The following is a 20259-nucleotide window of genomic DNA, read 5'->3' as shown; positions in this document are numbered from 1 at the left end:
TTGTGGTTTCTGATTCTCTATGGATAACGGGTCCGAGTCGAAGTGGTAAAACAGGTTGCTTGGTAGAGCAGTTTTGCCATTGGATCTCCAGTGCGAATAGTAGCAAAACACATTATACGAAAAGCAGAGAGCGAAAAAACAGCATACCCAAGCGTCTTTATCCTCAACAATCAGAACTAGGGGTGTTGCTCTTAGCAGCTAATGATGAAAACCGGCGGGATTTGACGGATAAACTTGTAAGCGCAACTGAGGGGAAGTATCCAGTACGCGGAAAGACCCCTCTTGGCTTTATTCAAGACGAAGTGATTCTATTTTGGCCTTTGCTAATCGAGTCGTTACAATTGAAAGCTCAATTTCCAGTGCGATTGCGACCAGAAACAGAGCAGGAATTGGCAACTAAACTGTGGCGATCGCAACTCAGTGAGGAGATTCTCAGACAAGTTGGTATCAATGAGTACCGTTTCGTCCGTCGTATTTTAGACATACTGCAATTAGCAGCATATAGCGGAACCAATTTTGAGGAAATTGAGAATATTTTATCGCGATCGCTTGCAGAACAAGAAAATATAAATTTAAACCCAGAATTAGTCGCATCCTTATTACTTGACTGGCGTAACTGGTGTTTGGAAAGGGGCTTTCTGACCTATGGAATTATGACTGAGCTTTACAGCCAGCACCTACTCCTACAGACTCGCTACCAACAAGCACTCTTTAAACGTTACCAAGCTGTTTTAGCAGATGACGTGCAAGATTACCCAGCAGTGGCACGTCAATTGTTTGAGGTATTGTTAACAGGTGGGGCGGTAGGAGCATTTGCTTTCAATCCCGAAAGTATCGTGCGTTTGGGATTGGGAGCAGATCCAAATGACTTGCAAGAGTTATCAGCCCGTTGTCAGCAAGAAACCTTGACTCAGTTACCCCGCGAATCCCTCGCAGATAGTTTGGGGACACAAATACAAGAGATAGCAATTGAATCGGCGGCGGGAGTGTTGAGTTTACCAGAAGCAGTGCAGTCAATTCAAACAACTTCTCGCTCCCAATTATTGCGGCAAACGGCAGAGGTTATTATTCATGCTATTAAAGAAGAACAAGTACAGCCGAAAGAAGTAGCAATAATTGCACCCGGTTTGGATGCGATCGCCCGTTACACCCTTGTAGAAATTCTAACTAAGCAAAATATTCCAGTAGAATTCCTCAACGATCAACGTCCTCTGATTAGTTCTCCCAGTATCCGAGGTTTACTCACAGTTCTAGCTTTTGTCTATCCCGGTTTGGGACGCTTAGTCGATAGAGATGCAGTAGCAGAAATGTTGGTTGTCTTAAGTAAGGGAGGAGAAGAAGAAAGAAACTCAGATTCCCCTATCGCTCCATCCTCCCACATCGATCCAGTAAGGGCGGGATTAATAGCAGACCACTGTTTTGTACCCCATCCCGAACAACCCAACTTACTACCCGTCACCACATTCGATCGGTGGGATAGATTGGGGTATTCAGCAACAACAGCTTACAGCGAGATTTTACAATGGTTGGAAGAACAGCGAAAACAACAGGAATTGCGTCTGATTCCCAGCCCAATTTCCCTTTTGGATAGATCCATTCAGCGTTTTTTATGGAATGGCAGCAATTTGCCTTATGACCAACTAGCAGTGTTGCGAGAACTGTTAGAAACTGCCCAACACTATTGGGAAATCGATACACGACTTCGGCAATTTTCCCCCAATCCCGTACTCCCTAATCCCCAATCGCCAATCCCTAATCCCCAATCGCCAATCCCTAATCCCCAATCGCCAATCCCTAATCCCCAATCCTCAATCGCCGAATTCATACAACTACTACGACGCGGTACGATTACTGCCAACCCCTACCCCATGCGTCCCGTCGGACTCCAATCAAACGCTGTCACCCTAGCAACTATCTTCCAGTATCGTTCCTCTCGGCGATCGCATCGCTGGCATTTTTGGTTAGATGCAGGTTCTCCCCTATGGGCAAAAGGTGGAGCGGCAACATTATTTGGTGCGCCATTCTTCCTGAGAGAAAGGATGGGACAACCGTGGACAGCAGAAGATGAAAAATTAGCAGATGAACAGCGATTGCAAAGGATTTTGACAGATTTACTAGCCAGAGTTTCTGAAAGAATTTATCTGTGTCATAGCGATTTAGCTGTGAACGGACAAGAACAGTTAGGACCTTTACTATCTTTAGTCAATGCCTGTGTTCCCCTTACAAGTAGTGTAACCATGCAGGAAAACCGCACCCAATCCGTAGAGTCCGATAGCTTACAATATGAAGTTAAGTGAAGAAGTTTATGAAAAATCAGAATCGAAAGCAATGGTATTATTTGGATTTGGTAAAAAATTAACTCTTCCCACTCCCGAACAAGCATTACCTGGAAGAGCAGAAGAAATGCCAGTACCCGGTCAGCACTATGTGTTAGGGAATCCTCTCAAACCTCCCTTTCCAGAAGGTATGGAGATGGTAATATTCGGTATGGGTTGCTTTTGGGGAGCAGAACGGAAGTTTTGGCAACTCGAAGGAGTTTACACCACAGCAGTTGGTTATGCTGCCGGAATCACGCCCAATCCCACTTATAAAGAAGTTTGTAGTGGAATGACTGGTCATAATGAAGTTGTGTTAGTAGTTTATGACCCAAAAGTCGTTAGCTACTCTCAGTTGCTAAAAGTTTTCTGGGAAAATCACGATCCCACTCAAGGAATGCGTCAAGGTAACGATGCTGGTACTCAATACCGTTCGGGAATTTATGTCTACTCTGAAGACGACAAGAAACTAGCACAAGCATCTCTTGATGCTTACCAAGAAGCCTTAAACAAGTCCGGTTATGGCAAAATCACCACTGAAATCCTAGATGCTCCCAAGTTTTACTACGCGGAAGCTTACCATCAGCAATATCTCGCTAAAAACCCTAATGGATATTGCGGGTTGGGTGGAACAAATGTGGCTTGTCCTGTAGGAATTTTACAGTGACCAGTGACCAGTGACCAGTGACCACCTGACCAGTGGTTGGTAGTTGATAATTAACAATTAACAATTAACTACTAACCACTAACAATCAAATCTTAAAATCTTCGCTAATCTCTTGCAGTATTGCTTGAAGTTGAGCCATTGCGTCATCTGATAGCTGCGATCCCCCATCTATTTCGATTTGCACTTTGATTTTTAGCTCGCCACCATTTGCTACGTTTTCTAGTTCTACAATTCTTTCTGCTAACTCTTGAAGTTCTTGAGGTTGCAAGTAAGCTGCTGTTAAGCGCACATTTCCCTTCGGTTTAAGTTCTGAGCCATTAATTCGGTATCGAGCAGATGAATCTGAAACTCCGGGTTGTTTCCGTGTCGCATCATTTCTTCCCTGGAGTCTGAGTTGACGGTTTTTTCCTTCGTCTTGGGGTGCTTTGAGTCTTTGTTTGAGAATTAACACCGCCATTTGAGACAAAGAACGATCTTCTGCTTCTGCTAATTTTTGCAGAGCTTCCTTATCATCTTCTTCTATATAGAGAGTCACAGTTACTTTAGCCATGTCCCCATCATAGGCTTTGTTACGTGTTTTGAGGGTAAATACATATAAACACACAAAAACACATAGATATTGTGTTATGCTAATTTCTATCAATCCTTCCTTAAAAGTCAAAAGCCAAGGCTCAACCTTTTACAGTTAGCACTGGCTTCTGACCTCCCTATTTCAGGAGAATTTTTTTATGGTAAAACCTGTTGGTTGTCAAACTGATGGGTGCAGGGGCTGTCTCCAAGCTTTAAATGTCTTTGGTATTGCACAAGTCATTGCGAAATGTCTGGCTTCTTAGAGAAGTTAGGCATCTAGACCAACTCGAGCCTTATCAACAGTCATTGAAGTGCTAAGAAAATCTCAATATGAATCCTCGTCCTCTGACTCAGCAAGAGCTAGATCTGATCCAATTCTATAGTTGTTGTCAACTAGGAATGACTCCCACTCGATTTTACGCTAAGTGGCAGGTCAGTTATGAAATGCTAGCTCAAATTTGTTCGCGATCGCCTTCAACTGTGAAGCGCTGGTTTGCTCATGGTGCTAACTACCGCCGACCCAAGCCTTCTGACTTACGCCATCTTGCATTGATGGATTTTCTACTAGAGCACTTTGACGAACTTCCACCCGAACTCTTGCTCGAACTTTGTTTTCCTAAATTCAGCACTGTATAGAGCAAAGTGTAAAAAAAAGCAAGTCCATTTTGAAATGTCTTTTTCAGACACCCTCACATAAACTTGCTTCAGTCCAAAAATAGAGTCACGACAATCGTATGACATACATAGACAGATTAAGTCCCTGGTGTCTGGTTCGACTTCAAGCAAATATGCAGCATGAAATTGTTGCGCGGTTTCGTCGTCGCAACGATGCAGAGGCGCATCTACAAGTGATGCAAAGGCTGAGTGCAGATGGAAAATATACCATCATTTTTAATCCAGTCATAGAAGAACAAATCTCCGATCGCAAAGGATAAAGGATGCAGGCAAAAGTTAACTCTTTATCTATTCTCCTTTAAACCTTTCTGAACAAAATGTAAGGGCGCTCTTAGAGGTTGTTTGAAAAGTAGTTGGCTGTGATTTTAGGCACTTATCGATCCCCCCTAGCCCACGCCAGTCGCTGTGAGTTCGGGAGACCCTCCTGCAGCGCTGGCTCCCCTTAAAAAGGGGGGAAAATACTTTTAAAGTCCCCCTTTTTAAGGGGGATTTAGGGGGATCTTGAATGTTTTACTACTGATGAAAGAACTTTTCAAACATCCTCTTGCGTTGCGCCCCTACTATGACTTGCAGGTTATTGGTTGTCTTTCTTTTTTTTGGTAGTGAAAATGGTGGTAAACATCATGAGAAAACCACCTAAGAGAATTGCGATCGCAATTCCTGCTGTTATCCCATCAAGTGTATTGGTGTCCATGTTAAAAATCTACCCCACGTTTGAGTTCTACACCTTGGTTAGCATAATGCTTATGACAATAAACTTCAGAGTGTGTACTTGCTAAGTCAAAGTATGCTGGCTGATGTTGACAGCGCCCGGTAATAATGACTTCCGTATCTCGTGGCTTGCGGAGTAAAGCTTGAACAATGGGTTCAATGGGTAATAGTTCTAAATCTACGGTTGGATTGAGTTCGTCAAGAATGATGGTTTTGTACAAACCAGACGCAATTGCGGTTTTCGCAATTTCCCAGCCCCGTTCCGCTTCGATGTAATCTAGCTGTTGGCGGGAGTTACGCCAAACAATGGCATCTCGACCACAGCGTTGATGATCTACAACTTCTGGATATGACTTTTGTAAAGCAGCTATGGCAGCATCTTCTGTGTAGCCAGTACCGCCTTTAAGCCACTGCATAATCAATACACGGGTAGAACCTGGATGATTGATTCCCCTACCAATCGCTTTCAAAGCTTTACCTAAAGCACTCGTTGATTTACCTTTACCCGCACCTGTGTAAATTTCAATACCTTGAATTCCCTGTAATTTAGCTGTTGGATGAACTTGAGGTTTCATCTCAGAGTGTAAATCCGCAATATCAAGCAACTGTTGTGGTGCAGCACGTCCAGTCGCAATGATTTCTAATTCTTGGGGCTTAGATTTTAATGTCCGAACCACTTCATCTACAGGAAGCAGCCCTAAATCTAGGACTGGGTTGATTTCGTCTAAGACAACAACTGAGTATAATCCAGAAGCAAGAGCGCCTTTAGCCACGTCCCAACCTCGTGCTGCTTCAGCGCGATCGTAAGACGTAATTTCATCTGGACCAAAAAATTCTGCTCTGCCAGTACGGACTTGATCGATTAGGTGAGGAAATCCGCTTTGCAATGCGGCGATTGCCCCATCCTCATCGTAATCTCGTTCTGGACCTTTAAGAAACTGTAGTAGTAAAACACGGTTAGAATTATTTCGTGCATGAATTCCCAAGCCGATAGAGCGTAAAACGACTCCCAGTGCAGCTTGTGACTTGCCCTTTCCCGCGCCGTCATAAACATGAATCTGACCTGTTAGTCGTGAGGAACGCAATTGTGCTGTCCGGATACCGATGCCGTTTCTTGTCATCTCGCAAAAAGCTGTAACGTCGCAGTCTTCTATATTACACAGATTTTGCTTAATTGTTATTAAGAAAGGCAGCCTTGCTGGAGGCTGAAGAGAATACAGGCTCCCGCCTTCTTCAAGTGGAGGCTTGTGTGTTGCAGAATATCGAGATATATAAAGAAAAGCAACAAAGACAGATTTGGACAAAAAGATGGTAAAAGAAGAATAAAATAATTACCTCTAAGTAGCTAGGCAGAAATAAACCAAACTATATTACAAAATGTAAACAGGCTAGAAATCTTTACCAAGGACGAATGACTAATGACGATCCTCACAGGTTAACTTTAATTGTCCTGACTCACTTATCGTAATGTGGTTACACCTTACCTATCACTTTTATATGTTTGAACTTCCCGAACTCCCACTTCCTAGAATTTTCCCTTTTGGCGCAATTCTGTTCAATTTCTTATTTTTACTAGTGTCTATTCCTATAGAATCCTTCATTTTAAATTCAAGATTAAGATTTGATAGAAAAACAAGCGTTTTCTATGCTATTGCCATCAACCTTTTTTCTAATGTTATTGGTTGGATTATATTTTTTCTGTTAGATCCAGTTCTACCAATACAGGTAAAGTCAGAACTTATTAACTACATTTTCTTCGACCAATTGCGGTCGAGTAATGTTCAATCTTTGTTAATCTTAACAGCATTTATTATTTTCTTTGGGACTTTTATAGTCAAATATATTTTGTTAAGAATTCTACTTTTATCATTAGCAGAATTTGGAAAAGCACAACCAGAACCTGTAGTAGAGAGAAACTCCCGTCGGGCTTACAAAAATAAACTGCAAAATTCAACTGTAGTGACTAGCATACTGGTAGCAAATGCACTTAGCTACAGTTTTATAGTGGCTGTTTTATTTATTCGTTCATTAGATATTTAAAGGAAAAAAAGTATGCAGATAGTTAGAGATTTATTTGGTGTATTCAATGTTGTTGGAGATATTTATGCAAGAATAAAGAAAATAGTCATTCCGCCAAAAGCATATTCCTGGCAGACATTAATTTATCTGAGTATTTTTTCTTGGTTCATGTCGTCCATGGCTACAGGCTTGATAAAAGATATTATTGCCTTTTGTGGCTGGATATTTTTAATTTTAGGGACTGCTTGGTATACAACGGATAGCCCAATACTCATTCCCGGAACTAATATGCCTATAGGGGCTGTTATAACTGGATTTTTAGTCAGCGTTTTTGCTTTTGGTCGTGATGAAACTATATTGACAACCAGAACAATAGTTCTTTGGCCAACAATTTCAGCAATCATTACTGCAATACCAGAATTTTTTGAAGGAACCGGTACAGAAGCTAAAACTCTGATTCCCAAAATAGAAGACCGTCAAAAGATGATAATATTAATTGGTAGCTGTGCAGTCATCAGTTGCTGGTTGCAATTTTACTTTGTGACGGAAAACTGGTTGAATGAATTTCCAAGCTTGCAGGTAGATAATTACCAAGGCAGTGCTTTTGTAAGTAGAATAGAACCTGCAGAGAAAATTCCGAGAAATGGCGTTGTTATTTTAGATAAGCTTGCACCTCAAATAGAACAGCAATTAAACGAACAACCTTGGTCTCAAGTGGAACAATGGCTTCTAAATGCCGGACAAAACGTAAATAGACTGGGTAGACAAGTCATTGAAACCAATTTGGCACAATTTGACGAGAAAGCTTTATGGGTTGTGGAACCTCGCGTAACAAATCTTAAGTCAGGTTACAAACTTGACTTACTAAGTATTTGGATGGGTCCCACTTCCACTCCTCGCGGGTATTATCTTAAGAAAACTTGTCAAATAGAACCTGTTGCAAATATTGGGAATACTAGAAGCAGAGTTACTAATAAACCCGATGAAAAAAATACACTGGCAGAAGTGAGTTGCGAACCGAAAACATCGTTCTTTGCAGGTTCACCTCCACCTCAGCAATAATAAAGGGTTAGTTGTTAGTAGGGGCGCAAGACCTTGCGTCCTTACAGTCGTTAGTAGCAAATAACTAATAACCACTAACCACTAACCACTAACCACTAACCACTAATAAATTTTTATGAATTTCAATAGAGTTTTTGTATTAGCAACTAACGTGTTTCGAGAAGTGGTGCGCGATCGCATTCTCTATATTGTGTGCTTTTATACTATAGTACTAGGAATTGCCATCCGTTTACTTCCTGATTTTGCTGCAGCCACGGAGGACAAAATGTTTTTGGACTTTGGTTTAGCGGCGATGAGCATCCTTGGTTTGATTGTTGCTATATTCGTTGGCACGGGATTGATTAATAAAGAAATTGAAAAACGTACTGTACTAGTACTGATTGCAAAGCCTGTTAGCCGAAGTGAATTTATTACAGGGAAATATTTAGGCTTACTTATGGTGCTAGGCTTATTGATTGCTGCTATGACAGCGATCTACTTGATATTTTTGCAAATGGGTCGTATTTCCTATCCATTGGTAAGTATTCTAGTAAGTACCATTTTTCTATTTTTTCAGTTATCCTTAGTGGCAGCGATCGCAGTCACCCTAGGAGTGTTCACTAGTTCCATTCTGGCAACAGCATTAACATTTGCAGTGTACTTAGCGGGTAATATCACTCAAGATTTGCTTCAACTTGGTCGTATAAGTCAAAGCCCCGGTATAGAACGCATAACTCAAGCTTTATACTTGGTGTTACCAGATTTATCTCGATTAGATATAAAAAATGATGCTATTTATGGATTTGGTACGTTACCCGACTCAGTAACGCTATTACTGAATGCTGGATATGGTTTGCTTTACACTATTATGTTGTTATTAATAGCCATTTTTAGCTTTTCACAAAGAGAGTTTTGACCAGTGACCACCTGACCAGTGACCAGTGACCACCTGACCAGTGACCAGTGACCACCTGACCAGTGACCAGTGACCACCTGACCAGTAACCAGTGACCACCTGACCAGTAAAGAGAAAAGGTAGGGGAACGAATTCTACCTTGTCCCCCTTGTCCCTTGCCCCTCAATACTACGTAGGTTTTGCCATTCTTTCCTCCCCTGCACCCCTTGCATCCCCTACTTGTCTTGATGGAAAATCTTGTTAAGCAAGTAGTATTGCCTTGCCGCTCAAACTTTGCACCCTGAGATTTATTAAAATAAATTAAAAGAATAATTGTGGGTAGTGAACTGTACTATCAGGCATAATAGTACCGTGTAGCTTTGCATTTGTGAGATTTGTCTCCCAGAGATTAGCCTCACTTAAATTTGCCTCTATTAAATTTGCCCACGTTAGATCTGCACCCGTTAAATTGGCTTGATTTAAATTTGCTTCTAGCAAAATTGCCCCACAAAGCTTTGCCCCGGAAAGATTTGCCCTAACCAAATTGGCTTCAATCAGTGATGCTTCAATTAATCTTGCTTCACTTAAGTCCGCTTCACTTAAATCTGCATCACATAAAGACGTTGACCACAGGTTACTGCGAGATAATTTGACCCTCCATAAGAAAGCCCCACACAAATTCGCAGCATATAAATTTGCACCGCTTAAATTAGCTTCGCATAGAGAAGCTTCGTATAGATAAGCATCTTGCAAGTTGGCTTCCTGCAAATTTGCACCACTTAAATTTGCTCCGGTGAGGATTGCCCCACTTAGGTTTGCACCACGTAAATCAGTTCCGATCAAATGAATTCCACTTAAATCAACGGCTCTTAAGTCAATTCCGCTTAAGTTACATCCACTCAAGTCCCTTCGATGAAAACACGTATCCGTAATTTGACTGAGAATAAATTCCTGTTTTTCAGCAAAGTTTCTCATGGTATGACCTCTGGGTGTGTAAATACCTCCACGGGAGATACTTAACAATTACTGCATCTCTGAGATTACACCGCAAACGTAGTCAAGCTGGGTAAAAAATCTAAAAAAATTGGAGAAAATTTCGGGAAAAATTCGGGAAGACCTTATGATAGGCAATTTATGTCATTTTTATGTCAAAAGATCCTGATAAAGGTTACAAAAGCTTGATAAGAATGGGGAACTCGGGGTCCCCTCTGGGGATAAGGGGCGATGGGGAACTCGGGGCCCCCTCTGGGGATAAGGGGCAATGGGGAATGGGAAAATGATTAATATTCAATGCCCAATGCCCAATGCCCTGTTTTCTCAAGAAACCTGCTTCATTCGATATCCCAATCCGTGAATTGTCTCAATCAAATCGTCTGGGGCTGCAACAGATCTGAGTTTTTGACGCAAAGCTTTGATGTGTGCTTTGACTGTATCCTCCTCTGGAGGATTTTCACTGTTCCATAGGTTTTCCAGAATGACTGCACGGCTGAGAACTCTACGTCCATTCCGGAGTAACAGTTCTAGAAGACTAAATTCTTTAGGTGTCAACTGTAAAGGGATATTCAGGTATGTCACTTCGTAAGTACTGGGATTGAGGTACAAACTCCCCCACGCTAGAGTGGGTGTAGAGGCAAAACTTCCGCGTCGTAATAAAGCACGAATGCGGGCTAATAATTCTTGCAAATCGAAGGGTTTGACGACGTAATCATCCGCACCAGCATCTAAACCATTAATTTTATCGGTTCTGGTATCGCAGGCGGTTAGCATGAGTATTGGCAAAGTATAACCATGATACCGCAAGCGCTGACAAAGACTGATACCGTCTAGTATGGGAAGCATAATATCCAGCAAAATGAGGTCGTAAGCTACGATCTTTATCTGTTTCCAAGCAGACTCCCCATCTTTCACTAAATCTACGACATAAAGCTGATCCGTTAACGCTTCACATAAGGCTTCTGCTAAACGCCCATTATCTTCAACAAGCAAAATTCGCATATCAACTACAAAGAAATCTTAAAAAAATCCTAATCCAAAAATCAGAAAGTGCTATCAATCATCATAGAAATTTTAGAGAGATATTGCAGTGTTGTACATGAAGTGGTTTTTAGAAAGGAAAATTTTGACTGTTGGGTTTGCCCTTGCAGTACTTATTCTCACGGTTGTCAATACTATTTCATATCAAAACACTGCAAAAGTTTTTTCTAGGCAAAAACAAGTAGAGGCTTCCTACGAAGTTTTGCAAAAAGTTAGAGATATATTAACTACACTACGAGATGCAGAAAGAGCAAGACGAGGTTATATTATTACAGGAAAAGAATCTTATCTGGAAACTTACAATACTGCTGTTCAAAGTATTAATACTGAATTTAATGAAGCTCAAAATGCAACTGCTAATAATCAAAATCAACGTCGAAAACTTAATCTTATTAGACCCTTAATAATTGAAAGAGTTAATTTAATTAAAACTTCAATTAAATTATACAAACAAAATAAATCAGATACAAAGACTCAAATAGCTTTGACAGATAAAGGGCTGATGCTTCACGATGAAATTTGGCAGATTATTACTCAAATAGAAAACGAAGAGCAGCTACTATTACAGCGTCGGAGGGCAGAATCAGAACAAAGTTTTCACTTCACAACTATAATGACGATCGCTGGTTTCTGCTTTAGCTTTAGTTTATTGTTTTCTGTCTACTCACTCCTTCAGGCACAAATTAACAAAAGACAGCAGTTGGAAAAGGTTTTAAGAGAAAGCAAAAAACGATACCGAAAATTATTTGAAGTCAATCCTCATCCTTTATGGGTTTACGACCTAGAAACTTTAAAGTTTTTAGTAGTCAATGAAGTTGCTGTTAAGCAGTATGGTTATTCTCAAGCAGAGTTTTTATCGATGACGGTTAAGAATATTTTGCCACCAGAAGATGTATCAAGCGTTATGAAGAGAATTTATCAACTCTCTTCAACAATAAAGCAAACAGCGATCGAGAGGCATAAAAAGCAAGACGGTACGTTAATTGATGTTGAAGCCATTTCTCACGAACTGATTTTTAGAGGAAGACGTGCAAGGTTAGTACTAGCACGCGACATTACTATAGAAAAACAAGCAAGGGAAGCAGAAGAAATCCGACGAAATTTAGAAAAAGAACTAGAATTGCGGGAATTGAAAACTCGTTTTTTTTCAATGGTATCCCATGAATTTCGCACTCCCTTAAGTACGATTTTGATTTCAACTCAAGTTTTAGAAAACTCTAAAGATTGGTCGGAAGAGAAAAAGCGAAAAAATTTGCAACGCATTCAATCTTCTGCAAAAACCATGACCCAACTATTAACAGATATTCTCACTCTATCAAGAGCCGAAGCAGGAAAATTAGAGTTTAAACCTCATCCTCTTAATTTAGAAAATTTTTGCTACACCATAGTGGAAGACATACAGTTTATTACGGGAAGTCAACAAGATATTATTTTTCTCCATCAATCTTTAGAAAAAATAGCTTGTGTGGATGAAAAACTTCTCCGTTCAATTATTACCAATCTACTGGATAACGCTATTAAATACTCACCTCAGAATAGTAAAATATACTTTACTCTAACAAAAGATAAAGAACAAGCAATTTTTCAAATTCAAGACCAAGGAATTGGAATTTCTCAAGAAGATCGAGAACAGTTATATCAAGCTTTCCAAAGAGGCCAAAACGTGGGTGATGTGTCAGGAACAGGATTGGGGTTAGCAGTTGTGAAAAAATGTGTGGAATTACATGGTGGTAGTATCAATGTGGAAAGTCAACTAGGAGTTGGGACTACTTTTACCGTCTCACTCCCCTCTTAACCCTCTTTCATCACTTTCGTCAAAGTTGGTCGGATTTGTGGTGCTAAATCATTGGCAATTGCAGTAATTAACCTATGATGAACACCCGACCCTAAAGATGGATGTTCCAAATAAGGATTCATTCCAGGAAAAGGATATGACATAAGTTAATTGCCGTCAATTTTACCTAAGAACAGGCTAATACCAATTCTCTATATTAAAGCAACAGATTGAGAGCCCCCCTAGCCCCCCTTAAAAAGGGGGGAAAGTACTTAAAGTCCCCCTTTTTAAGGGGGATTTAGGGGGATCGTGTGTAGCAATCATTTGGAGAATTGGTATAACATTTCTTGAAAGTAAAGTAGAATAGAAAAGTCGTTATGAATGTTATTTTTTATGAAGAGGCAAGTAATTATTTATCCAGGTGAAGATGGATATTGGGTAGCTGAATGCCCTAGCTTACCTGCTTGTATTAGTCAAGGTAAGACGAAAGAGGAATCAGTTGTTAATATTAAGGAGGCTATTGAGTTATATATTGAAGTTTTAAAGGAAGAAGGTCGTCCTATACCAGAAGATAATTTGGAAACGGTTCTGATTGACGTATTATGAGCAAGTTACCAAGAATTTCTGGTCAAGAGTGCGTTAAAGCATTACGGAAAACAAGATTTTACATATTACGGCAACGTGGAAGCCATATTATTTTGCGTAGGAATGAACCGTTTTCTGAAGTTGTTGTACCAAATCATGACGAATTAGACAAAGGAACTTTACGAGCTATTATTCGATAAGTTGGTTTGAGCGTTGATGAATTTATCGAGTTGTTGTGAAAAGGTATCCCCTCAATATTTCGGTGTAAGCAATGACTTGGCGTTACTTTCTTAGGACATGAATTTAAAACGTGCAACAACGCTAACTACATGGAAAATTCAACTCTTCGTCCATATCCTTATAATTTGCATTATTTATCTCTCAGCATGCACATAGTCTACAAAGTAAAATTTAGGGCTTAACAAGAATTTGAGCCAAGTGTAAACTGATAGACTTAAAAGTGCCAAAATAATTAAAGGTACACCTAATTTCACTCGAAGTACATCGGGAAAAGTAGCAACTGCTGAAACAAGAATGACAAAGCATCCCAAAAGTATCCACTGCAGGCGCTGTATGTTTTTCAGCGCACCTCGACAGCTACTACAATGTTGAGTATGTTGCTTATAACGATTGAGTAGTTCTTGACGATTCTCGTTTATTGTCAAATTTTGTGGAATGTCTATCCCAACTTCGTTCCAAGGTAATTGTCCTTGACAATATTTATCAAACCATCTCCGAAACTCAATAACCAAGAGATCTGCGCTTGTGGGTAGTCGGTAAGCAGTTTTCCAGTTACCTTTTTGCTGTTGGAGAAAATACTCTTGTTGGTGTAAAAAAATCATATCTCCATCCAGTACTTGATTCCGGTTTTGAATGTGATCCCACCAACGAGGTATGAGACGATGAAGGGTTTTGGCAAAGTTACGGGGAAACTGAGCTACAATTCTTGATTTACCCGGAGCCACTGGTATGCAATAAGTTACAAGCCCTATTTGTTTTCCTTGGTTACCAAAATTGATGGCATATTCTAAGTGACAAGGTGGCTCAAAAGTAATTGTTGTGTTGTACCCTCCTTGATTGGCGACTTGAATCAAGTTTGGTGTTGATTGTACAACTTTCATGTTCATGGGAGCTGCTTTTTCGCGATCGCCCTGCACTCCGTGATGGGCAAAAGGAACATGACTGGGGTCTGCCACATTTTCTACAAGGGTTTGCCAGTCATAATCCAAATCTCGTACAAAAGAATGCCACACAAAACCTTGACTTGCATCAACCTGTGGCGACAGAGGTAACGCTGTATTAGCTGCTTGCTCGGCAGAATTCACATCAGGCCAAACCCAGAGTAAACCATTTTCCTGACAGCAAGGAAATGCGATCGCGCACAGTTGTTTATTCTCAGTCACGAGTTCTGACTTTTCTGCTTGGGGAATGCGAGTACAAATCCCATTAGAATCGAATTGCCAACCGTGATAGCTGCACATTAAATTGCCAGTCTTCTCATCAATTCGTCCTTCACTTAACGGTGCAAGACGGTGAGGACATCGATCTAAAAACACTTGAAAATTGTCAGAGGACTTGGGTTTCCAAATGACCAAACGAAGCCCTAAAAGAGTTACTGGTGTTGGTTTCGTTGGGTCAAGGTCTTCTACAGGCGATATAGGATACCAGTGTTGGAAAAAGTTGAATTCCGTTTGCATATAGAACTCCTATTTAATTTTTTAACTATAAGTACTAGGTAGCCATGTGACAGTTGGGGTGCGGAATGGGGGTTTTAACCACATTAGTACCCCCCTTAATCCCCCCGATGTATTGGGGGGAAACTAGATTTCTAGTTCCCTCCCCTTGGAAAGGGGAGGGCTAGGGTAGGGTAAAAAATATTTGATACATCAATCATGACTTTTCAAACATCCTCTAAGCTCTATCATATCTAAATAATCGTTAGCAAATGCTTTGCGTAGAAGTGGGTAAGGAATAAATTCGTCATACTTTTGCATTTGCGGCGCTTCAGAAGTGCTGACTAACGCTTCATTAGGAATTCTTTGCTCGCATAGAGAAATAATTTCAGATTGTAAATATTTCAATTTTTCTGGTGCTAGTTTAATTATGAAAAAATAAGGATTATTGCCACCTATACTTTTAATTTCTAGTGATTCTCGACAAAAACAGTTCAGCAACCTTTCTAATGTACGATAAGCCACTGTACCTATCCAAGGAAAAATACAACACTTACCTTTTTCTAATTGTACGATATAATTTGTATCTAATCCAGAGGCTTTTGCCAATTTGCGAGCAGATTGCAATCTAAGTAAAGCGTTTTTTTGTAAATAGCTATATTCTGTCTCTTCACATAAAACTTGACGCAGTTTTTGCAAAATTTTCGTATGAATAGTACCACTTCCACCACGCCAGTAAATACTTGATTGACCTTCTCCTGGTTTTACCAAAACAATCCTTTTTTTGAAATCAACTTCCGTCACTTCCCAGGTTCTACCTGCTAAAGCAAAGGTATTTCCCACAGGAAGTAGTGTGGCTATACTACCTATTTCTGTATTTCCTTGCTTGACGAGATATTCTTGATTGTCGGAAAAGACAGCATAAAATTGAAATTTTCCTACAATTTTTTCTCCAGTCAAACCAAGAATAACTTTACCTCGTTCGGTTACCTGAATATGATCGATCGCAAGCAAATAATCTATTAATATTTTAAAATCTTCTCTTGAAATATGAGCAAAAGTTGGCAAACTTAAAACTTGCTTTGCCAAATTAGCAGGTGAAATCTCACCTTCAGACACTAAAATACTCATCATTTGTTGATACAACAAACTCCAAGGATATTTAGGAGTCTGAATTGGCTCAATCCAACGCTCCTCTAAATAAAGTTGAATAATAGCGATACACTGCAAAAGTTGCCAAGGGATTTGTTCTGGTAATGGCTTTTCCGAAGATATCTCTTCTTCAGCACATACAAAACGCATATCAGCCGCTTCTCCTCGTCTCCCGGTACGTCCCAATCTTTGTAAAAAACTCGCAACAGAAAGAGGGGATTCCAACTGAATCACTCGTTCCAAATACCCAATATCGATACCTAATTCCAACGTTAACGTTGCAGCAGTTACAGCCGGACGATTCGGTTCGCGCATTGCACTTTCAGTAGCTTGACGCAAACGAGCAGAAATACTGCCATGATGCACGTGATAAATATCTTCCTCTCCCGTCTCACGAGCAATTTTACGTAATGCTCCAATAACTGATTCGGTGAGGGATTTATTATTAGCAAAAATTAGACATTTTCGAGATTTACTCAAATTAAAAATATAGCGATAAGCCGAGTACGGCTTGCGCCAAGGGCGATGCTGCAAAGCAGCCGCTTCGCGAACGCACTCCCTAATTTCCTCTCTTTCACCTACTTCTTGATAGTTGACATCCCCAACATAAAAATGCTCTACAGCTAACTTAATTTGACGCTTACCTGCGTCAATTCTGGGAGTGATAACCGCTCTTCTAGTTCCAGACCGCAACCACTCCTCAGCCATTGAATAATCTCCCAATGTCGCCGATAAACCGATTCTTCGAGGTTCTTTCTTAATAACTCTCTCCAACCGCGTTAACTGGCAAAGAATTTGACCTCCACGTTCCGAACCCATAAAAACGTGAATTTCATCAATAATGATAAATCTTAAATCTCCAAATAGACGTAACAATTCATGATGCTTGTTAATCAACAAACTTTCCAAAGATTCCGGCGTGATTTGTAAAATTCCTCTAGGGGTTTTCAAAAGCTTATTTTTCTGACTTTGAGAAACATCACCATGCCAACAAATAACAGGAATTTCAGCTTCTTTCAACAAATCATTTAAGCGTTCAAATTGGTCATTAATGAGAGCTTTAATAGGACCGATATATAACGCCCCAATTGTAGTAGTAGGGTTTTCGTATAATTCAGTTAAAACAGGAAGAAATGCTGCTTCAGTTTTTCCAGAAGCAGTTCCAGCCGTCACGAGTAAGTGAGCATCTGTATTGAAAATCGCTTTACAGGCTTCGATTTGAACGGGTCTTAACTCAGTCCAGTTGCGATCGTAAATGTATTCCTGAATAAAGGGTGCAAGTTTGGAAAAAATAGCCTCACTCATTTCACAAACTTATTTCCGCAACGTCATCATCTTCATCCACATTAATGTCTACATTTTTCTTGACAGAAGTGGGTTTAAAGTCATTGCCATGAATGAGTTTCTTAAAAGTCAAACTAGGATTTTGGTAGAGAACGTTTGCGACACTAATAAAATCTCTGACAATTTCACCTGGTGTCAGCAAAGCTTCAGCACCCAACCGACTGACAATTTCCTGGACAAATTCTTTCAAATCTCGGTTTGTCAAAGTTTGCTGGTAACCATAGTTAGAAGCATGAATCTCAGCTAACCTTTGCAAAAGCATGAGAATTTCTTCTTCGACAAGCGGATTAAGCCGCAGCACGGGACCTAAAAATTCTTGTACGCCTGCTTGCAACACAAAACGGCTTTCTTTTGTACGTCTTCGCCAAGCAGAATCAGAAAAAAGTCCCCGATTCGGATCTTCTAAAAACCTTGTCGTTCCACCAATAAGAATTCCAAGATGTTCTGCTTTACATTGCATGGTGTCGTTAAACATTCCCAGCAATCTGTTATAATTTTTCTCACGAGTCACTGTAGTCGGTATTTTATACAAATACACGGCTTCATCAAGCAGAACTACCAGCCCTTTATAACCAATTTCAGCAACAAACTTTGCCAATAACTTAAGGTAGTCATACCACGTTTCATCATCAATAATGACGCGAACTCCCAAAGCCGCTTTTGCCTCAATTTTTGTCGTAAATTCTCCCCGCAACCATTTGAGAGCAGCATTCTTTAAATTATCCTCATCCAAACGATAGCCCCGCCAGTAAGCAACAATAACGTTTCCAAAATCAAAACCATGAACTAAATCTTCGATATACTGAACAACTTCTCTAATTTTGTCTTCAACTTTATCATCAAAACCTTCATCATTGGGACGCATACCAGTATCTTTTGCGACCTCTTGTTGAATTTTGTTAATCCATCCTTCTAAAATAGAGATTAAAGCACCGCCATCAGGGCGGGTTTTTGTGGCGAGGTGACTCATTAATTCTCGATAGGTTGCTAAGCCTTCGTTGTTACTTCCTGCAAGCCGACGTTCTAAAGATAAATCCGCATCAGTGACTACAAAACCTTGTTCCATAGCGTAATTTCGGACTAACTGTAGCATGAAGCTTTTTCCAGACCCGTAGTTACCAACAACAAAACGAAATGCTGCTACACCTTCAGCTATATCATCAAGATTTTGTAATAAACTTTTCAGTTCCTTTTCTCTTCCCACTGCTATATGTTCTAACCCCACTCTCGGTACTACCCCCGCACTAAGAGAGTTCATTAAAGCAGTAGATACTTTTTTTGATATTTTCAGCTTTGCCATGTAAATCACCTAAAAACCTCCGGGAGAGGAGAAGCCGCGCAACTTTAGTTCGCGGACGCCAGGTGCTTCAACGGGGGGGACCCCCGCAACGCACTGGCTCAGGAACCTCGACCCGTGCCATTTTAATGGCATTATAAAATGTTTAAAATCCATAGCTGTAGCCGTCTTTTGCATGAATTTGTTTGCAGTATTTGTGACTAATTCCCGCTACTCTTCCAGATTTAGTAGCGATGTCAAAACTACCAGTTTTACGACATAAAACACGACCAATATACTCTCCTACTTTCTTTCCATTCGTGACAACTGCTTTAACAATGTCGCCAGTCTTAAACCCAAAATGAATTTGTTTTTGTTCTCGATGACGAATTGGAAATCCGTGTTTATTTGTGCCGCACATTTGTCTTGTTCCATGACCGTTAGCCCTAATCAGCAAAGGTTTAACTCCTTTGATATTTAAAATCGGAGTCGATTGACCAACACACGCTGCGTCTACCCAATGAAGTTTCGGTAATTCAAGTTTCGTCCTATTGAACTTAGTCAAACCGCCACTACCTGTTTCTACTGGTAGCCCCGTAGCTTTCAGTGTTTCAAATAATGCAAATCGAGTTGTGTTAACAGCAGCCGCGTCTGGAAGAGGTTGTTTTGCTTGCTTTAATATTTTCTCTAATCTTGTTTGGTCTTTTTTGAGGAAATCTCTGATATCTTTTGTCCCTTTTTTCTGATTACATTTTTCGCATGATAATGTAAGATTTGTAATCGAATCACTTCCCCCTTTAGCACGACAATGAATATGTTCTATCTGGAGAGGAATATCTTTTACACCGCAGTAAGCGCATTGTCTGTTCCATTTTTCTAAAAGATACTCTCTCGTTTCGTAGCCGAAAAGAGTACCCTGCTGATATTCTTTCCCCTGAATATTTGGATTGCGGATTAGTTGCATATCAAATTGTACTAATTCTTGACTAATGGCTTCAATTGGTGCAACTTTACGTAATCTTTCAACCCAAGTTTTGATGTTATCAATACGACTTTTTAAGCTTGGTACTAACCAAGTTCTACGTTGTTTTGGGACGGGTTTTTTGTTGCCTTTTCTATACCATTCGTGTTTTGGTGGTTGGCAATATCTTGTTTTGCGATTTCTCCTACTCCTTCTTAGTTGTTTTCTTGAGGTAAGAGAAAACGAAATTGCAAAACCTCGATGTTTAAGTTCGGCTGCAAATACAACCTCACATGATGCATCGTTTACTATTGCTATCCCTGTGACTTGAGAGCCAGGGTCAATTTTAATTCTTAGCGGTTGAACTTCGATATCTGGACGTGCTTCTTTTAAAAGAATAGTAAATGGAAATTTGCAGAATATTGCTGCTTTCCCATTTCTTAAAAGTTGTCTTGCTTGTGCTGGATGGATTGGATTTATTGGACGTTTGTTTGTGCCAATTACAAATACTTTGCTCACAAGGAGCCTCCTTACGGGTAATGTTAGCCTCGCCAAAGTTATTAGTCG

At 40.2% G+C, this 20259-nt stretch carries 18 protein-coding genes and 1 pseudogene; 10 read left to right on the top strand and 9 right to left on the bottom strand.

Annotated elements, in window-relative coordinates:
• Nucleotides 1–2: 2 nt before the first annotated feature.
• Both ACKTT2_RS51535 and msrA read left to right on the top strand, forming a co-directional pair.
• The gene (locus ACKTT2_RS51535) at nucleotides 3–2297 is read left to right on the top strand and encodes a recombinase family protein (protein WP_407900875.1); all 2295 of its coding nucleotides are present in this window, start codon (nucleotides 3–5) and stop codon (nucleotides 2295–2297) included.
• A 31-nt stretch (nucleotides 2298–2328) separates the two neighbouring features.
• Nucleotides 2329–2982: a peptide-methionine (S)-S-oxide reductase MsrA gene (msrA, locus tag ACKTT2_RS51530; RefSeq protein ID WP_407901015.1), complete on the top strand. Its 654-nt coding sequence runs from the start codon at nucleotides 2329–2331 to the stop codon at nucleotides 2980–2982.
• Nucleotides 2983–3067: 85 nt separating this feature from the next.
• Here the strand turns inward: msrA and ACKTT2_RS51525 are convergent, their stop codons facing one another.
• Entirely contained in the window at nucleotides 3068–3532 is a 465-nt protein-coding gene (locus ACKTT2_RS51525) for a ribbon-helix-helix protein, CopG family (protein ID WP_407900874.1), read from the bottom strand.
• 350 nt (nucleotides 3533–3882) lie between these two features.
• Between ACKTT2_RS51525 and ACKTT2_RS51520 the strand changes: the two genes are divergently transcribed.
• Complete coding sequence (locus ACKTT2_RS51520) at nucleotides 3883–4188, top strand: helix-turn-helix domain-containing protein (RefSeq protein WP_407900873.1); 306 nt, start codon at nucleotides 3883–3885, stop codon at nucleotides 4186–4188.
• Between the two features lie 98 nt (nucleotides 4189–4286).
• Entirely contained in the window at nucleotides 4287–4487 is a 201-nt protein-coding gene (locus ACKTT2_RS51515) for a hypothetical protein (protein WP_407900872.1), read from the top strand.
• A gap of 435 nt (nucleotides 4488–4922) precedes the next feature.
• Here ACKTT2_RS51515 and ACKTT2_RS51510 read toward each other — a convergent pair whose 3' ends face one another.
• Complete coding sequence (locus tag ACKTT2_RS51510) at nucleotides 4923–6059, bottom strand: cob(I)yrinic acid a,c-diamide adenosyltransferase (RefSeq protein WP_407900871.1); 1137 nt, start codon at nucleotides 6057–6059, stop codon at nucleotides 4923–4925.
• A 376-nt stretch (nucleotides 6060–6435) separates the two neighbouring features.
• On the opposite strand from ACKTT2_RS51510, the gene fraC reads away from it, so the two are divergent.
• From fraC to ACKTT2_RS51495, 3 genes are all read left to right on the top strand, one after another.
• Nucleotides 6436–6978 (top strand): filament integrity protein FraC, encoded by a 543-nt coding sequence (gene fraC / locus ACKTT2_RS51505; protein ID WP_407900870.1) that lies wholly within the window; start codon nucleotides 6436–6438, stop codon nucleotides 6976–6978.
• Between the two features lie 12 nt (nucleotides 6979–6990).
• On the top strand, nucleotides 6991–8019 hold the full coding sequence (gene fraD / locus ACKTT2_RS51500; RefSeq protein ID WP_407900869.1) for a septal junction protein FraD: 1029 nt from the start codon (nucleotides 6991–6993) through the stop codon (nucleotides 8017–8019).
• 115 nt (nucleotides 8020–8134) lie between these two features.
• The gene (locus tag ACKTT2_RS51495) at nucleotides 8135–8914 is read left to right on the top strand and encodes an ABC transporter permease (RefSeq protein WP_407900868.1); all 780 of its coding nucleotides are present in this window, start codon (nucleotides 8135–8137) and stop codon (nucleotides 8912–8914) included.
• Between the two features lie 300 nt (nucleotides 8915–9214).
• Here the strand turns inward: ACKTT2_RS51495 and ACKTT2_RS51490 are convergent, their stop codons facing one another.
• Nucleotides 9215–9868 carry a pentapeptide repeat-containing protein gene (locus tag ACKTT2_RS51490; protein WP_407900867.1) on the bottom strand — a complete coding sequence of 218 codons (654 nt, stop codon included), beginning with the start codon at nucleotides 9866–9868 and terminating at the stop codon, nucleotides 9215–9217.
• Between the two features lie 342 nt (nucleotides 9869–10210).
• Complete coding sequence (locus ACKTT2_RS51485) at nucleotides 10211–10888, bottom strand: response regulator transcription factor (RefSeq protein ID WP_407900866.1); 678 nt, start codon at nucleotides 10886–10888, stop codon at nucleotides 10211–10213.
• A gap of 97 nt (nucleotides 10889–10985) precedes the next feature.
• Here ACKTT2_RS51485 and ACKTT2_RS51480 point away from each other — a divergent pair, with 97 nt between their 5' ends.
• Nucleotides 10986–12722, top strand: a complete 1737-nt coding sequence (locus ACKTT2_RS51480; protein ID WP_407901014.1) for an ATP-binding protein — start codon at nucleotides 10986–10988, stop codon at nucleotides 12720–12722.
• 26 nt (nucleotides 12723–12748) lie between these two features.
• Here the strand turns inward: ACKTT2_RS51480 and ACKTT2_RS51475 are convergent.
• Nucleotides 12749–12865, bottom strand: a pseudogene (locus tag ACKTT2_RS51475) (DUF4058 family protein); the annotation flags it as partial.
• A 229-nt stretch (nucleotides 12866–13094) separates the two neighbouring features.
• Between ACKTT2_RS51475 and ACKTT2_RS51470 the strand changes: the two are divergent.
• The gene (locus ACKTT2_RS51470) at nucleotides 13095–13307 is read left to right on the top strand and encodes a type II toxin-antitoxin system HicB family antitoxin (protein WP_407900865.1); all 213 of its coding nucleotides are present in this window, start codon (nucleotides 13095–13097) and stop codon (nucleotides 13305–13307) included.
• On the top strand, nucleotides 13304–13486 hold the full coding sequence (locus ACKTT2_RS51465; RefSeq protein WP_407900864.1) for a type II toxin-antitoxin system HicA family toxin: 183 nt from the start codon (nucleotides 13304–13306) through the stop codon (nucleotides 13484–13486). The genes ACKTT2_RS51470 and ACKTT2_RS51465 overlap by 4 nt, the downstream gene beginning before the upstream one ends.
• 174 nt (nucleotides 13487–13660) lie before the next feature.
• Here ACKTT2_RS51465 and ACKTT2_RS51460 read toward each other — a convergent pair whose 3' ends face one another.
• The 4 genes from ACKTT2_RS51460 to iscB form a co-directional block, all read right to left on the bottom strand.
• Nucleotides 13661–14983 carry an aromatic ring-hydroxylating dioxygenase subunit alpha gene (locus ACKTT2_RS51460; RefSeq protein ID WP_407900863.1) on the bottom strand — a complete coding sequence of 441 codons (1323 nt, stop codon included), beginning with the start codon at nucleotides 14981–14983 and terminating at the stop codon, nucleotides 13661–13663.
• Between the two features lie 189 nt (nucleotides 14984–15172).
• Nucleotides 15173–17416, bottom strand: coding sequence for a DEAD/DEAH box helicase (locus tag ACKTT2_RS51455; RefSeq protein WP_407900862.1), 2244 nt, complete (start codon nucleotides 17414–17416; stop codon nucleotides 15173–15175).
• 1 nt (nucleotide 17417) lies between these two features.
• Nucleotides 17418–18755, bottom strand: a complete 1338-nt coding sequence (locus tag ACKTT2_RS51450) for an ATP-binding protein (RefSeq protein ID WP_407900861.1) — start codon at nucleotides 18753–18755, stop codon at nucleotides 17418–17420.
• 142 nt (nucleotides 18756–18897) lie between these two features.
• The gene (gene iscB, locus ACKTT2_RS51445) at nucleotides 18898–20211 is read right to left on the bottom strand and encodes an RNA-guided endonuclease IscB (RefSeq protein ID WP_407900860.1); all 1314 of its coding nucleotides are present in this window, start codon (nucleotides 20209–20211) and stop codon (nucleotides 18898–18900) included.
• Nucleotides 20212–20259 lie beyond the last annotated feature (48 nt).

Origin of the sequence: Scytonema hankhaensis NUACC26 (assembly GCF_045865695.1) — a bacterium.
Classification (GTDB): Bacteria; Cyanobacteriota; Cyanobacteriia; order Cyanobacteriales; family Nostocaceae; genus Scytonema.
This window is presented reverse-complemented; position numbering and strand designations above follow the sequence as displayed.